13 protein-coding genes are annotated in these 13336 nt (G+C 64.1%); 6 read left to right on the forward strand and 7 right to left on the reverse strand.

Features of this window, described 5'->3' with window-relative positions:
• Positions 1-58: 58 nt before the first annotated feature.
• From IVA88_RS27720 to IVA88_RS27730, 3 genes are all read left to right on the forward strand, one after another.
• Positions 59-871, forward strand: coding sequence for an MBL fold metallo-hydrolase (locus IVA88_RS27720; RefSeq protein WP_247500311.1), 813 nt, complete (start codon positions 59-61; stop codon positions 869-871).
• A 65-nt stretch (positions 872-936) separates the two neighbouring features.
• On the forward strand, positions 937-1458 hold the full coding sequence (locus IVA88_RS27725) for a hypothetical protein (protein WP_247500312.1): 522 nt from the start codon (positions 937-939) through the stop codon (positions 1456-1458).
• 117 nt (positions 1459-1575) lie between these two features.
• Positions 1576-2625, forward strand: coding sequence for an amidohydrolase family protein (locus tag IVA88_RS27730; protein ID WP_247500313.1), 1050 nt, complete (start codon positions 1576-1578; stop codon positions 2623-2625).
• Between the two features lie 98 nt (positions 2626-2723).
• Here the strand turns inward: IVA88_RS27730 and IVA88_RS27735 are convergent, their stop codons facing one another.
• Complete coding sequence (locus IVA88_RS27735) at positions 2724-3179, reverse strand: cupin domain-containing protein (RefSeq protein WP_211394399.1); 456 nt, start codon at positions 3177-3179, stop codon at positions 2724-2726.
• A gap of 237 nt (positions 3180-3416) precedes the next feature.
• Between IVA88_RS27735 and IVA88_RS27740 the strand changes: the two genes are divergently transcribed.
• Positions 3417-3971 carry a hypothetical protein gene (locus IVA88_RS27740; RefSeq protein ID WP_247500314.1) on the forward strand — a complete coding sequence of 185 codons (555 nt, stop codon included), beginning with the start codon at positions 3417-3419 and terminating at the stop codon, positions 3969-3971.
• A 67-nt stretch (positions 3972-4038) separates the two neighbouring features.
• Here the strand turns inward: IVA88_RS27740 and IVA88_RS27745 are convergent, their stop codons facing one another.
• Both IVA88_RS27745 and pcaB read right to left on the reverse strand, forming a co-directional pair.
• Positions 4039-5295, reverse strand: coding sequence for an aminopeptidase (locus IVA88_RS27745; protein WP_247500315.1), 1257 nt, complete (start codon positions 5293-5295; stop codon positions 4039-4041).
• Between the two features lie 113 nt (positions 5296-5408).
• Positions 5409-6770 (reverse strand): 3-carboxy-cis,cis-muconate cycloisomerase, encoded by a 1362-nt coding sequence (gene pcaB, locus IVA88_RS27750; RefSeq protein WP_247500316.1) that lies wholly within the window; start codon positions 6768-6770, stop codon positions 5409-5411.
• Between the two features lie 330 nt (positions 6771-7100).
• On the opposite strand from pcaB, the gene IVA88_RS27755 reads away from it, so the two are divergent.
• Positions 7101-8660, forward strand: coding sequence for a winged helix-turn-helix domain-containing protein (locus tag IVA88_RS27755; protein WP_247500317.1), 1560 nt, complete (start codon positions 7101-7103; stop codon positions 8658-8660).
• A 45-nt stretch (positions 8661-8705) separates the two neighbouring features.
• On the opposite strand, the gene IVA88_RS27760 is transcribed toward IVA88_RS27755, so the two are convergent.
• On the reverse strand, positions 8706-9128 hold the full coding sequence (locus tag IVA88_RS27760) for a GFA family protein (RefSeq protein ID WP_247500318.1): 423 nt from the start codon (positions 9126-9128) through the stop codon (positions 8706-8708).
• A gap of 207 nt (positions 9129-9335) precedes the next feature.
• Entirely contained in the window at positions 9336-10121 is a 786-nt protein-coding gene (mddA, locus tag IVA88_RS27765; RefSeq protein ID WP_247500319.1) for a methanethiol S-methyltransferase, read from the reverse strand.
• Between the two features lie 134 nt (positions 10122-10255).
• Here mddA and IVA88_RS27770 point away from each other — a divergent pair, with 134 nt between their 5' ends.
• On the forward strand, positions 10256-11806 hold the full coding sequence (locus IVA88_RS27770; RefSeq protein WP_247500320.1) for a winged helix-turn-helix domain-containing tetratricopeptide repeat protein: 1551 nt from the start codon (positions 10256-10258) through the stop codon (positions 11804-11806).
• 25 nt (positions 11807-11831) lie between these two features.
• On the opposite strand, the gene IVA88_RS27775 is transcribed toward IVA88_RS27770, so the two are convergent.
• Positions 11832-12398: a DUF2147 domain-containing protein gene (locus tag IVA88_RS27775; protein WP_247500321.1), complete on the reverse strand. Its 567-nt coding sequence runs from the start codon at positions 12396-12398 to the stop codon at positions 11832-11834.
• 32 nt (positions 12399-12430) lie between these two features.
• Positions 12431-13093 carry a DUF3313 domain-containing protein gene (locus IVA88_RS27780; RefSeq protein ID WP_247500322.1) on the reverse strand — a complete coding sequence of 221 codons (663 nt, stop codon included), beginning with the start codon at positions 13091-13093 and terminating at the stop codon, positions 12431-12433.
• Positions 13094-13336: the final 243 nt, after the last annotated feature.

The following is a 13336-nucleotide window of genomic DNA, read 5'->3' on the forward strand; positions in this document are numbered from 1 at the left end:
CGTGCAAATTCGACGATACACTCTTCGGATCGCCGGATGTGCAACGGATGATCGCGTTATGCCTCGACTGGTCCTGACGATCTTTGCCTTCTTCGGCTTGTTCCTCTCAACTGCCCTCGCCCAGCAGCCCCAGCGCAGCGAGTGCCTGGCGATGGCGAATGCGGCGCCGCGCGCCACGCCGGTTGCCTTCCGGCAAGCGGCGGCTGCGGCCGAGGTCGAGATCACCTATGCCGGCCACTCCACCTATTTCATCGACACGCCCGGCGGCTTGCGCATCGCCACCGACTATAGTGGCGCCTATCAGGTGGGCCGGCTGGCCGATGTCGTCACCATGAACCGGGCCCACAGCACGCATTATTCTCTGTATCCCGACAAGCGCATTCCTCGTGTGCTGCATGGCTGGGGGGAGGACGGCAAGCCGGCGCTGGTCTCGGAGCGCATCGGCGACACCTTCATTCGCAACGTCACGACCGACATCCGTCGCTATTTCGGCGACGATTCCGGCGCCGACATGATCCGCGACGGCAATTCGATCTTCATCTTCGAGGTCGCGGGCCTCTGCATCGGCCATCTCGGCCATCTTCACCACAAGCTCGACGACAGCCACTTTGCCCAGATCGGGCGGCTCGACATCGTGATGGTGCCGATTGACGGCACCTACACCATGTCGCTCGACGGCGTCTCCGAGATCACCAAGCGGCTGCGCGCCTCGGTGGTTCTGCCGATGCACCGCTTCGCCACCCCGCTCGACGATTTCATGCAACGCATCGGCCAGCAGTTCGAGATCGACAGGCGCATGGAGCGAAGTTTCCGGATGTCCCGGGATGCGCTGCCGTCGAAACCGACGGTGATCATCCTCGACGGGGTGTGACGCGCAATTTTCTCCAAGTCGGCTGCCGGTCGGTCGTGCTGATCTCCTGGCAACAGGAGATCGACATGGCCGATTTTGCCAGATTATTGCACGCGGACGGACCGAACCCCGAGCACGCGGCGGCGCTTCAGCTTTACGGCCGTTTCGTCGGCGATTGGGACGCCGAGATCACCGCCCATGGACCCGATGGAACGAAACACACCGCACCCGGCGAAATCCACTTCGGCTGGGTGCTCGAGGGCCGCGCCGTGCAGGACGTCTGGATCATTCCGCGCCCGGCAGGCAGCCCGGCCCTGCCGATCGCAGGCAATTGGTACGGCACGACGCTGCGGGTTTACGATCCGACCATCGACGCATGGCGGATTTCCTGGTTCGATCCCGGCCGCAGCATATTCCGCCAGCAGATCGGCCGTCTGCGCGGCGCCGACATCGTGCAGGAAGGCACGACCGAGGCCGGCGACCTGACGCGCTGGAGTTTTACAGAGATCACCGAGGATTTCTTCCACTGGCTCGGCGAGGTCAAGCCGGCTACCGCAACCGATTGGCGGCTGGTGGTCGACGTGAGGGCGAAGCGGCGCAAGGGTTGACGCCAGCGCCGCTGTGCCGGCGACGACGGGTGCGGCTGCGCAACGCGCGCTGCTGCGCGCGAGAACGAGATGCTAAGCTCCCGGCACAAGAAGCATACATAAAGGGAGCGAACGCCGATGGCTGCAAGCGGTCTGCCAGCCAACACGAGCGGGCTATTCGTCGAGCCGCGCGAGGACTGGCTCGCGCTGCATCAGGAGGAGATCATCGATCCCTTACGGCCGATCGTCGATCCCCATCACCATCTCTGGAATCGCGGGCATCGCTATCTGATCGAGGAGATGGCGGCTGATGTCGCCTCCGGCCACAACATCACCGCCACCGTGTATGTCGACTGCCGCTCGATGTATCGTGCGCACGGGCCCGAAGCATTCCGGCCCGTCGGCGAGGTCGAGTTCGCCAACGGCGTCGCCGCGATGAGCGCCAGCGGCGGCTACGGCAAGGCCGCGATCTGCGCCGGCATCGTCAGCCACGTCAACCTGCTGCTCGGCGATGCCGCGAAACCGGTGCTGGAGGCCGAGATTGCGGCGGGCAACGGTCGCTTCCGGGGTATCCGGCATTCCTCGGCCTGGGACCAGGATCCGGCTGTCGCCGGCATGTATGCGAACCGGCCGAAGGGATTGTTGCAGGACCCGAACTTCCGCGCAGGCTTTGCCTGCCTCGCGCCGCTGAACCTGAGCTTCGATGCCTGGCTGTTCCATCCGCAGATCGGGGAGCTGACCGAACTCGCCCGCGCATTTCCCGACACCAGGATCGTGCTCGACCATTGCGGCGGCCCGGCCGGAATCGGCCGCTTTGCCGAGCGGCGCGAGGAGGTTTTTCCGCAATGGCGCGCCTCGATCCAGGAGATCGCCAAATGCGAGAACGTGGTGGTGAAGCTCGGCGGGCTCGCGATGTGCCTGCTCGGCTACGACTTCCATTCGCGCGAGAGGCCGCCGTCATCCGAGGAACTTGCCGCGGCCTGGCGGCCTTACGTCGAGACCTGCATCGAGGCGTTTGGACCCAGGCGCGCGATGTTCGAGAGCAATTTTCCGCCGGACAAGGGCCAGTGCAGCTACCAAGTGATCTTCAACGCCTTCAAGCGTATCGCGGCGCCCTTGAGCGAGACCGAGAAGACGGGGCTGTTCTCGCAGACCGCGAGTGACGTCTACCGGCTCGACTTGCCTTAGAAAGGTTTGCCGTCATGACGAGAAGAGGGGCCGGGATGTTGATCCCGACCCCTCTTCTGTCGTGGCCGCTGGGAAGCGTCCTTGAAACTGTTTGAAGTCTAACCGGCCCCCATCAGCGAGGCCGGGCGGCGCTCGCCGGCGGAGACGAACATCCGCTTGAGCCTGTTGACGACGCGGATCAGGAAGCCGATCATCACGGGATTGGTCTTGCGGCAGAAGGCGATCTTCTTGACGTGGCCTTCGACATGCCATTTGGCATGCGCGCCGTCGCGGAAGAAAATGACGTCGCCTGGGCCGTAGCGCTTCGGCGGCATGCCATCGCTTTCAAGCACGATCGATCCTTCCATGATCATGATCGTCTCGTCGATATCGTAGTACCAGTTGAAGCGGCCCTCGGTGCAGGCCCAGATGATGGTCGAAGCGGTGCCGTCGGCGCTGGTGGACAGGATGTGCGAGCGCGACACCGGATTGCCCTCGATAATCCAGGACGGCTCGATCGGCCGCAGCTCGAGATCCACATTGCAACTACTGATTTCAATCAATGTGCGCGACATCTGTTTCCCCAAGGGATAAAATATGACCGGCCGGGTCTCGGCCCGGATTGTTTCGAAAGATGGCGGGAACGCTAGTAGCCGGTTTTTAATTCTTTCTTACGCAGAGCCCGACAATCAGCCGTAAGTTGCAGACGCGAAGCGGTTAACGCTGCGATTTCCCTGCAATTTCGCGCACATGAACCGTTCTTTTCCAGGGTGCGACAAAGTGCGCGAAGCTATCTGAAAGGAGCCATGCCGATGCCCCTCACCCCGGAGGTTCTGATAGCCCAAGGCGAGGTCGTCGCCTGGATCGGCAGCCTCGATGTCTCCTTCGCAACGGACGAGGAGCTCTGGTTCACCGTCGACGGCATCGAAAACCCCCGGCAGATCGGCAGTGACGGCTCCGGCGGCGCGTTCGTGCTGCTGCCATCTCAGAATGTGCTCTACGCCTCATCGGAAGGCCGCGCTGGAATTATCGCGGAGAGTTTCGAGGCTTTCGTCCGGCTCGTCGTGGCGCGCCCCTATTGGCTCGACATCCTGAAATTTTCAGCCGGCGGTGACCTCCATGAGATGCGGCGCGCGGCGGATGCACTGGAGGCGACACTCGACAATGAGGACGATGTCAACGAGGCTCGCGAGGAAATCCGCAGGGGCCTCGACCTGCCCGAGGCGAATGACCCGGTCGGCGCGCTCTACGACGCGGTGGCGGCCTCCGATGCCATCGTGCGGGCCACCGACGGCAGCCCGTTCACGACGCTGTTCAACCGTTTCAGCATCGAGAACAGCCCGATGCTGCGCGACGCGGCGGCCTAAGTGGAAGTCTTACGTTTGCGCATGATCTAACCGAAAACCGGTTCCCACTTTTCGGGATCATGCGCGCTTACTTCGCCCATTCGCCCTTGCGGAACACCGGCACCTTGCTGCCGTCGGCCAGAATGCCGTCGATATCGGTCTCGGCCGAGCCGATCATCCAGTCGATATGGATCAGGCTCTGGTTGCCGCCTTGCGCGGCGATCTGCTGCGGCGTGAGCTGCGCGCCATTGACGAAGCACTTCGAATAGCACTGGCCGAGCGCGATGTGCGAGGCCGCATTCTCGTCGAACAGCGTGTTGTAGAACAACAACCCGCTCTGCGAGATCGGCGAGGAATGCGGCACCAAAGCGACTTCGCCGAGACGCCGCGCGCCCTCGTCGGTGTCCAGCACCTTGTTCAGCACCTCCGCCCCGCGCGAGGCCTTGGCGTCGACGATCCTGCCGTCCTCGAAGCGCACCGCGATGTTGTCGATCAGCGTGCCCTGGTAGGATAGCGGCTTCGAGCTCACGACATGGCCGTAGACCCGCCGGCAATGCGGCGTGGTGAAAACCTCTTCGGTCGGAATGTTGGCGTTGCAGCTGATGCCGTTCTTGGACAGCGAGGCGCCGCCTTCCCACTCGTGTCCGTCGGCAAGCCCGATGGTGAGGTCGATGCCGGGACCTGAGTATTGCAGTGCGCGAAATTGCTGGCCGTTGAGCCAGTTGGTGCGCTCGCGCAGCACCGCATTGTGGCTCGCCCAATTGCCCATCGCGTCGTCGCGGTCGACGCGCGAGGCGGCGAAGATCGCATCGGCGAGCTTGCCGATCGCAACGTCTTCCGGATCGTTCGGAAACACCTGCTTCGCCCAGGACGTGCTGGGATAGGCGATGATGTTCCAGTTGGTGTCGAAATTGACGATTTTCTCCAGCGCCGGCTGATAGGCCATCGAATTGGCCTTGCTGGCGCGCGCCACCTTGGACGGATCTTCGCCCGACAGCAGCATCGGATTGTCGCCGACGATGGCCAGTCGCGCCGTGTTGTCGGAGAAAGCCTTGGCCATGCCCTCGTAGAGCCAGTTGGCGGCGCGATCGAAGCTGCCGTCGTGGCCATGGCGATAGCGCGCCAGCGTCATCTCTTCATCGGAGAGAATAGGCGTCACGATGCCGGCGCCGGCCTTGTAGGCATGCACGGCGATCCGCCGCACCAGCGGCAACGCGATCGCCGGCGCCGTCAGGAGCAGGTCCTGGCCCGGCCGCAAGCCCAGGCCCACCTTCACCGCCACCTCGGCCAGCCGGTCGAGCTTCACGGGATCGATAGGAGTGGAGGTGATGCGTTGATCAGTCATGCCGGATCCTCTGCCGAACGTCTCTCGCTCAATCTAAGTCTAGCATCGCGAGAGACAAGTGCGCGAGTGCCTTGCGACACCCCAAAGATACGCGGTTTCGCGCATTTTGGTTTTCAACGCGTTGCCGATTTCAGCACCCTGTCGACCATGGCGGGAGCAAGGCCGAGGTAATTTTTCGGCGATGTCAGCGCCTCGATCGTGGCACGGTCGATTCTGACGGAGACGCGGGCGTCGGACGAGAGCGCGTCCGCCAGTGTCAGGCCGTTCTCATTGGCGAGCCGGCAGGCGTCATAGACAACGTCGTGCGCCTCCTGCCGCCCAATCTGCGGCGCGAGCCCCATCATGACGGCTTCGGCCACGATCAGACCGCGGCTGACGGCCAGATTCTCGTTCATCTTGCTTTCGTCCACGACGAGGCCGGCGAGCGCGAACTTCGCCTGGTGCAAGGCGCCGGCGGTCAGCACGAAGCTCTCGGGGATCGCCATCCACTCGGCGTGCCAGGGCCCGGTGGCGCGCTCGAAATCCTGCACCATGGCATCCAGCATGAGACCGGCGTGCTGGCGCACCGCCTTGGACGCCGCGAGCATCAGTTCCGAGGAGATCGGGTTGCGCTTCTGAGGCATGGTCGAGGAAGCGCCGCGCCCCTTGACGAAGGGCTCGTAGAGCTCGGCGAATTCGGTCGAGGCCATGATCATGATGTCGAGCGCAATCTTGCCGAGCGAGCCGGTGACGAGCGCCAGGAAATTAACGGCCTCGGCAAAACCGTCGCGTGCGACATGCCATGTGGAGGCGGGAACGCCGAGCTTCAGTTCGGCGCAGAGGGCTTCCTGCACCTCGAACCCCTTGTCGCCGAGCGAGGCCAGCGTGCCGGCGGCGCCGGCGAACTGGCCGACCAGAACGCGCGGCTTCAATTCACTGATACGCTCGGCGTGCCGGTCGAACATCGCGAGCCAGATCGCGGTCTTATAGCCGAAGGTGACCGGCAGCGCCTGCTGGAGATGGGTGCGGCCCGCCATCGGCGTGTCGCGGTAGCGCTTGGAGAGGTCGGCGAGGATCTTGCGCAGCGCGGCGATGTCCTGTTCGACGATCTCGAGCCCGGCGCGCAGTTGCAGCACCACGGCGGTGTCCATGATGTCCTGCGTGGTCGCACCCCAATGCACATAGCGGCCGGCCTCGCCGCATTGCTTCACCATCTGATGCACCAGGGGCAGGATCGGATAGCCGACGACATCGGTCTCCTGCCGCAACAGATCGAAATCGAGCGCGGCAACATCGGTGCGCGCCGCGATCTGATCGGCAGCATCCTGCGGAATCACACCGCATTTCGCTTCCGCCTTCGCCAGTGCCACCTCGACCTCGGCATAGCGCGCGACGGTCGCGATATCGGAAAACACCTCCCGCATCTGCGGAGTGCCGAAGGCATCGCGGAACAGCATGGAATCGAGCACGGTGGTCGAGGCATGAAAAGCGGGCATGGGCGTTTCTTCGTGGTTGATGTCTTGTGTGAGGGCAGCTTACGCACACGGAACTGTTCGGCAAAGGACATTCACTTTTCGTCACACACTCGATGCCGTCGCGGCGAAGGCCAGAACAACGTGTGAGGAGAAATGTCCGGAGACCGCGACAATCCGGCCGAAACCGCCGTATTCTCTAATCCAGGTTGCATTCCTCCCGGCAAATCGCATGGCTGCCATCACGCGATCGTGGTGAACCGGGCAGGCCCCTCGGCGGACTCACAGACTTCAGTCGAAATCCGCTTTGATTTCATCACTGCCCAATGTCGTCGTGAGGTATGAGTTTTCGAGGTGCAGTTTCTGTTCCGGGATCATCTGCTCGATACCGACTTGCGCGAGCTGAGCCGCGAGCAGGTTCCCGTAGCCGTGGAGCCGCAGGTCTTCGATCTCGTCGTCCACCTCATGGAGAACCGCGACCGGGTGGTCAGCAAGGACGAGCTCATCGACAAGATCTGGCACGGGCGCAGCGTCTCCGAATCCACTCTGACCAGCCGGATCAATGCAGCACGCAGGGCGATCGGCGACAGCGGCGCGAGCCAGGCGCTGATCCGCACCATCTCGCGCAAGGGCTTCAGATTCGTCGGCGATGTCGAGACCAAGCGCGGAGCGGCTGCGCCGGAACTTCGTTTCGGCGCCAGGATTCTTCAGGCTTCGCTCGCACTGCCGGACCGGCCGGCGATCGCGGTGCTGCCCTTCACCAACATGAGCGGCGACCGCGAGCAGGATTACTTCTCCGACGGGATCAGCGAGGACATCATCACCGCGCTGTCGAAGCTGCGCTGGTTCTTCGTCATCGCGCGCAACTCCTCTTTCGTCTACAAGGGCCGCGCCGTGCACATGCACGAGGTCGCGCGCGAGCTCGGCGTGCGCTACGTGCTCGAAGGCAGCGTGCGGCGGAGCGGCGATCGCGTGCGCATCTCCGCGCAGCTCAATGACGCCTCGACCGGCAGCCATCTCTGGGCCGAACGATACGACCGCGAGCTTGCCGACATCTTCGCCGTGCAGGACGAGATCACCGAGGCGATCGTCGCCGCGATCGAGCCGCAGCTCTATACCGCCGAGAGCTTTCGCGCCCAGCAGAAGCCGCCGGGAAGCCTGGATGCCTGGGACCTCGTGATGCGCGCATTGTCGCATTACTGGCGCATTACCCGCGAGGATAATGCCGCCGCGCAAGGACTGCTCGAAAAGGCCGTCGCGCTCGATCCGGCCTATGGCAAGGCGCTCGGCCTGCTCGCGACCAGCCACATCTTCGGCGCCCATATGGGCTGGGCCGACATGGCCGCGACCGTGCCGGTCGCCGAGCGCGCGGCGCTCGCGGCGGTGGAGGCCGATCGTGAGGATGCCTGGGCCCATCACGGCCTCGCTTATACTTATCTATTCCGCCGCCGCTTCGACGACGCGCTGGCGGAATTCGAGCTGGCGCTGAACCTCAATCCGAACTTTGCGATGGCGCACGCCTTCTACGGCGTGACGCTGTGCTATGCAGGACGATGGCAGAACGGCGACGTCGCCGCGCGCCGCGCGCTGCGGCTGAGCCCGCGCGACCCGCTCGCGGCGATCTATTGCGGCGTTGCGGCCTATGCCCGGTTCATCGGCCGCGATTACGAAGGAGCCGCACAGATGGCGCGGGAGTCGATGCGGCAGCGCGCCGATTTCGTCGGCGCGCATCGCGTGCTGACGGCCGCCGCCGGAATGTCAGGGGATCCCCCGCTCTCGGCTTCCGCCCTGGAAGGCTTGCGCCGCGCCCAGCCCGGCATCTCGCTCGCCTGGATCACGCGCGAGTTGCCGATGCTGCGGGAAGAGGATCGCGAGCATTACCTCGAGGGATTACGGCGGGCGGGGCTGAGGTGACGGATCTCTCCTCTCCCGCTCGCGGGCAGAGGAGAAGGGGCGCGGCTACTCCTGCATCATCTCCCCGCTGCCGCCCAACTCGGCCGGGAAGTCCTTGAGCTTGGGCAGGCCATCGCGCATCGGCAGCACCGTCTCGGAATAGTTGACATGGACGCCGGGCGTGAAGGCGAGCGTGGGGATGGTGGCGGTGAAGACGTCGACCAGGTCGAGCGGCGGATGGTTGGTCATGAGATGACCGCCGCACTTCTTGCAATATTTGCGCTGGCTGAGCGGCGTCTTGGCAAAGGTCTCGACGTTCTCTGCACCTTCGGTGATGCGCACGGCTTCGGGCTTCCACAGGCTGAAGGCGTTCACCGGACCGCCCGACCACGAGCGGCACGAGCGGCAATGGCAATAGCCCATCGCCTCCGGCGCGCCTGTGACCTCGATCGTGACCGCGCCACAGAAGCAGTTTCCGACATGTTTCATTGGTCGTCTCCGTTGATGAGGGTTTGAATTCCTCTCCCCGCTCCTGTTTGCCGATAACTCGGCAAAAGCGGATGCGGGGAGAGGCGTTGGGGTGAGGGGGATTCACCCCCGAGAAACGCAAAAGGCTGGCTCCCGGCAAGATCCGTTACGCGTCTTAGCGCCGCCGTGCGTCCTCCTTTCGGCGGACGCGACGGACAGACGCGCAAGCTATACCGACTTGCGCCAGGGAATAAGCATCGACACCCGCTGTTTGTACTGCCGGTACTCGTCGCCAAAGAGATCGATGAGGTCGTGCTCCTCCAGCGCGATGCCGACGAAAATGTAGAGCGTGGTCACGGCGGCGAACAGCAGATGGCCCGCGGTCATGACCGGCGCCGCCCAGAAGGCGATGATGAAGCCGAGATAGATCGGATGACGAACGAACTTGTAGAGCAGCGGCGTCTTGAAGCGCGGCGGCGATGCCTCCCTGCCGACGAGATGATTGGTCACCTGATGCAATCCGAACAACTCGAAATGATTGATGATGAAGGTCGAGGTGAACACCAGCACCCAGCCCACCAGCGCCAGCGTGACGATCGTCACAGCGATATCCGGGTTCGCGACGTCCCATATGACCGTGGGCAACGGACGCCACTGCCAGAACAGGAGGAGCAGCGACAGGCTCGCGAACAGCACATAGGTCGAGCGCTCGACTGGCTTGGGGACGTACTGGGTCCACCATGCCTTGAATTGCCGGCGCGCCATCACGCTGTGCTGGACCGCGAACAGGGCCATCAGGAGCAGATTGATGATGACGGCCTCGGCCGCTGGCGTATCGGTCCCGGTGTCGATGGTCTTCGGCACCACCAGCCCCATGACGAAGCCGATGGCGTAGAGAATAGTGACGAAAAACACGAGATACGCCGCAATTCCGTACAGAAAGGCGATGAACTTGAAAATGCGTGAGCCCGCATCCGGGCCGATGGGATGAACCTGATGATCAATTTGGGTCATAAACAGCTCCGTTGTGCCAAAACGCCGGCACTTCATTGGTCGCTGCACCATGCCGCATCGGAGGTCTCAAGACTTTCGCAGACGGTTGATTTTCGCCTGAGACGACTTTGATTTTTGCTTGAGACGATAAAAACGTGCGATTTCGCTTTGAAAACAACGTGCTCGACGGCGACCTGCGGGAACTCACCTGCAGCGGAGCCGCCGTGCCGTTGCAGCCGCAGGTGTTCGATCTCCTGCTCTATCTGGTGGCGCAGCGCACCCGTGTGGTCAGCAAGGATGACCTGATCAGCGAGATCTGGAGCGATCGGATCATCTCGGATTCCGCCCTGAACAGCCGGATCAATGCCGCGCGCAAGGCGCTCGGCGACGACGGTGCGAGCCAGCGGCTGATCAAGACCATTCCGCGCAAGGGCTTTCGTTTCGTTGGCGAAGTCCGGGAAGAAGTGGCAGCCTCGCCTGCCTCCGCTGAACCCGTCCCTGCCCTGCCGCGCGCCCTGGCGGACCGTCCGGCGGTCGCGGTACTCGCTTTCGAGAACATGAGCGGCGATCCCGCACAGGACTATTTTGGCGACGGGATCAGCGAGGACATCCTCACCGCGCTGTCGAAGCAGCGCTGGTTCATGGTGATCGCCCGCAACTCGTCCTTCACTTACAAGGGGCGCGCGGTCCACATCCGGCGGATCGCCGAGGAACTCGGGGTCCGCTACATCGTCGAAGGCAGCGTGCGCAAGGCGGACAACCGGGTGCGCATTACCGCACAGCTCAACGACGCCACATCGGGCAGCCATCTCTGGGCCGAGCGCTACGACCGCGAGCTGGTCGACGTGTTCGCCGTGCAGGACGAGATCACCAACGCGATCGCCGCGGCGATCGAGCCGCAGATCCATGCGGCGGAAAGTTTTCGCACCCATCGCAAGCCCCCTGCGAGCCTGGATGCCTGGGATCTGCTGATGCGGGCGCTGTCGCATTACTGGCGGGTGACGCGGCGGGATCACGAGACCGCGCGGGTTCTGCTGGAACGCGCGGTCGGCATCGACCCGAACTACGGCCAGGCGCTGTCGGTGCTCGCGGCGAACCACATGTTCGGCGTACATCTCGGCTGGGCCGAGCTTACGGTGGTGGCGCCTGTGGCGGAAGCCGCCGCGCTCACCGCGGTGCGCTGCGACCATGAGGACGCTTGGGCGCACGCCGCCCTGGGCAGCGTCTACTTCTCGACGCGAAGGCTTGCGGACGCGCTGTCCGAGTTCGAGCAGGCACTCGCGCTCAATCCGAACTTCTCGCTGGCGCAGGGCTATTACGCACTGGCGCTGTCCTATGCCGGGCGTCCGAAGGATTCGTTCGAGGCCGCGCAGAAGGCCGTTCGGCTCTCGCCGCGCGATCCATCCCTGGCGATCTATCACGGCATCGCCGGCTATGCCCGCTTCACCGAGCGGCGCTATGGCGAGGCCATTGCGCTCGCGCGCGAGGCGATCCGCCACCGCGGCGACCTCACCGGCGCCTACCGCGTGCTCGCGGTTTCTGCCGGCATGACCGGCGACGGCGTGCTTGCGGAGATGGCGCTGGGCGAGCTCCGCCGCACCCAGCCCAACATCTCGCTGCACTGGATCGCGACGCAATTGCCGTGGGCCAATGAGGCCGATCGCGAGCACTATCTGGAAGGATTCCGGCGTGCGGGCCTGCGCTAAAGCCCCCTCCCCCCTGACAAGAAGGCTACTTCCCCTTTGCTTGGATCGCCTTCGGGGCCGGCACGGCCGCCCATTCCTTGTCCGCGCGGGGGCCGTTGAGATCGCCGGTCAGGCCGACGAGCTGACCGGGCTGGACGTCGAGCGTCTGCTGCCAGGTCTGGGTCTGGCACAGGAACTTGATCAGGCAGCCCTTGAGCTCGAGACGATCGGGAGATTCGCGCCACAGCGAGACCGAGTAGAACTTGCCGTCCTCGGCATTGTAGATGTCGCCGGCAAACCGCCCCTCAGGCGTCACCTGCAAGCCCATGATGAGCTGATGGCCGAGCAGCGTCCGAGCGCGCTTGTCTGAATCGGGATTTTCCTTGTCGCGATATGGCTGGCCGCGCTTGTCGGCCGGCTCCTTCATCCAGACGATGAAGCCGCAGATGCGCTCGCGCGACGGCCCGCAGCGCTCGAGCCGGATGCGGGCGCGGCCGTCCTCGACCAGCCAGGTCCCGCTCGGATCGAGCGGCGCGGCGCCGGCTTGGCCGCCAAGCGCCATCATCACGATGGTGATCGCGATGCGCAGCAGGAAGCGAAGGAAGAAGTTCATCAGCAGCACCTTTCGTTGGGTGGGTTGCGGCGTCAGTTCAGTTGCGCCATCAGCGCGGCGGCGCCCTTGTCGAGGCCGGCGGTGGCGGCGGCGAGCGAGCCGGCGGTAGCCTTGATGTCGTAGGCGCCCGGGTATTGCTTGGTGACGTAGGCAGAGAGCAGGCGCGAGGTCTGGGCGTCGAAGATCTCGACGCCGTAGATGACCGAGCCGGTCAGCGTGCCCTCGCCATCGCGCGCAGCCTGCACGCCGTTGTAGACCGCGCCGGCGACGTCGAAGCGCGAGAGCGTGCCGAGCACCGGGGTGTTGGTGACGGCGCCGGTGAGCGTCAGCCTGATCCGCAGCGTGTTCGGCCCGCGCTCGCGCACCGATGCGAAGCGGCTGCGCAGCCGCTCGACAAAACAGGTCTGCATGTAGGCGGCCAGCGTCGCCTTGTCCCTGTCCGACATGTCGCCGAACTGGTGATCTCTGCCACGGTAGATGACGAGGGGATCAAGGGTCACTTTGTTATAGGCGCGCCAGTCGACCTGGGTGGAATAGCGGTACGGCACGCGGCCGGAGGCGTCAGACTTGTCCGGGGCCATGTAGGCCGAGGACGCCATGTCCGAATAGGGCACGGGCGCGATAGTGGCGCAGCCGGTCGCGGCTGCGCAAAGCAGCAGCGTTCCCAGACCGCGCAGGGCGATCGAGCGATCCATTCCAGACTCCTCTAGCGGCTTTTAAGGGAAGGCCATCCTTGGGAAGGCCTTTGTCGAAGGCGGTGGAAACCGCAGCCGCGTATGGGACCAGACGCGGCTGCGGCGCTCACCATCGCCGGCCCAAGGCATCGTCCGGGGCCATGTCAGAGGCCTCGGGCCGTCTCAGTGTCTCCACTTATAAAACCGACCAGTTGGTTTGTAAAGTGGAGAAATGACGGCCTGACGCATTTGGCCGCAGGCGCG

It is taken from the genome of Bradyrhizobium sp. 149 (genome assembly GCF_023073915.1).
In the GTDB taxonomy this organism is placed as follows: domain Bacteria; phylum Pseudomonadota; class Alphaproteobacteria; order Rhizobiales; family Xanthobacteraceae; genus Bradyrhizobium.

Bases quoted from the DNA above. Each gene is read 5' to 3' on its own strand.
- IVA88_RS27720 (WP_247500311.1), top strand. From the start codon at position 59: ATGCCTCGACTGGTCCTGACGATCTTTGCCTTCTTCGGCTTGTTCCTC.
- IVA88_RS27725 (WP_247500312.1), top strand. From the start codon at position 937: ATGGCCGATTTTGCCAGATTATTGCACGCGGACGGACCGAACCCCGAG.
- IVA88_RS27730 (WP_247500313.1), top strand. From the start codon at position 1,576: ATGGCTGCAAGCGGTCTGCCAGCCAACACGAGCGGGCTATTCGTCGAG.
- IVA88_RS27735 (WP_211394399.1), bottom strand. From the start codon at position 3,179: ATGTCGCGCACATTGATTGAAATCAGTAGTTGCAATGTGGATCTCGAG.
- IVA88_RS27740 (WP_247500314.1), top strand. From the start codon at position 3,417: ATGCCCCTCACCCCGGAGGTTCTGATAGCCCAAGGCGAGGTCGTCGCC.
- IVA88_RS27745 (WP_247500315.1), bottom strand. From the start codon at position 5,295: ATGACTGATCAACGCATCACCTCCACTCCTATCGATCCCGTGAAGCTC.
- pcaB (WP_247500316.1), bottom strand. From the start codon at position 6,770: ATGCCCGCTTTTCATGCCTCGACCACCGTGCTCGATTCCATGCTGTTC.
- IVA88_RS27760 (WP_247500318.1), bottom strand. From the start codon at position 9,128: ATGAAACATGTCGGAAACTGCTTCTGTGGCGCGGTCACGATCGAGGTC.
- mddA (WP_247500319.1), bottom strand. From the start codon at position 10,121: ATGACCCAAATTGATCATCAGGTTCATCCCATCGGCCCGGATGCGGGC.
- IVA88_RS27775 (WP_247500321.1), bottom strand. From the start codon at position 12,398: ATGAACTTCTTCCTTCGCTTCCTGCTGCGCATCGCGATCACCATCGTG.
- IVA88_RS27780 (WP_247500322.1), bottom strand. From the start codon at position 13,093: ATGGATCGCTCGATCGCCCTGCGCGGTCTGGGAACGCTGCTGCTTTGC.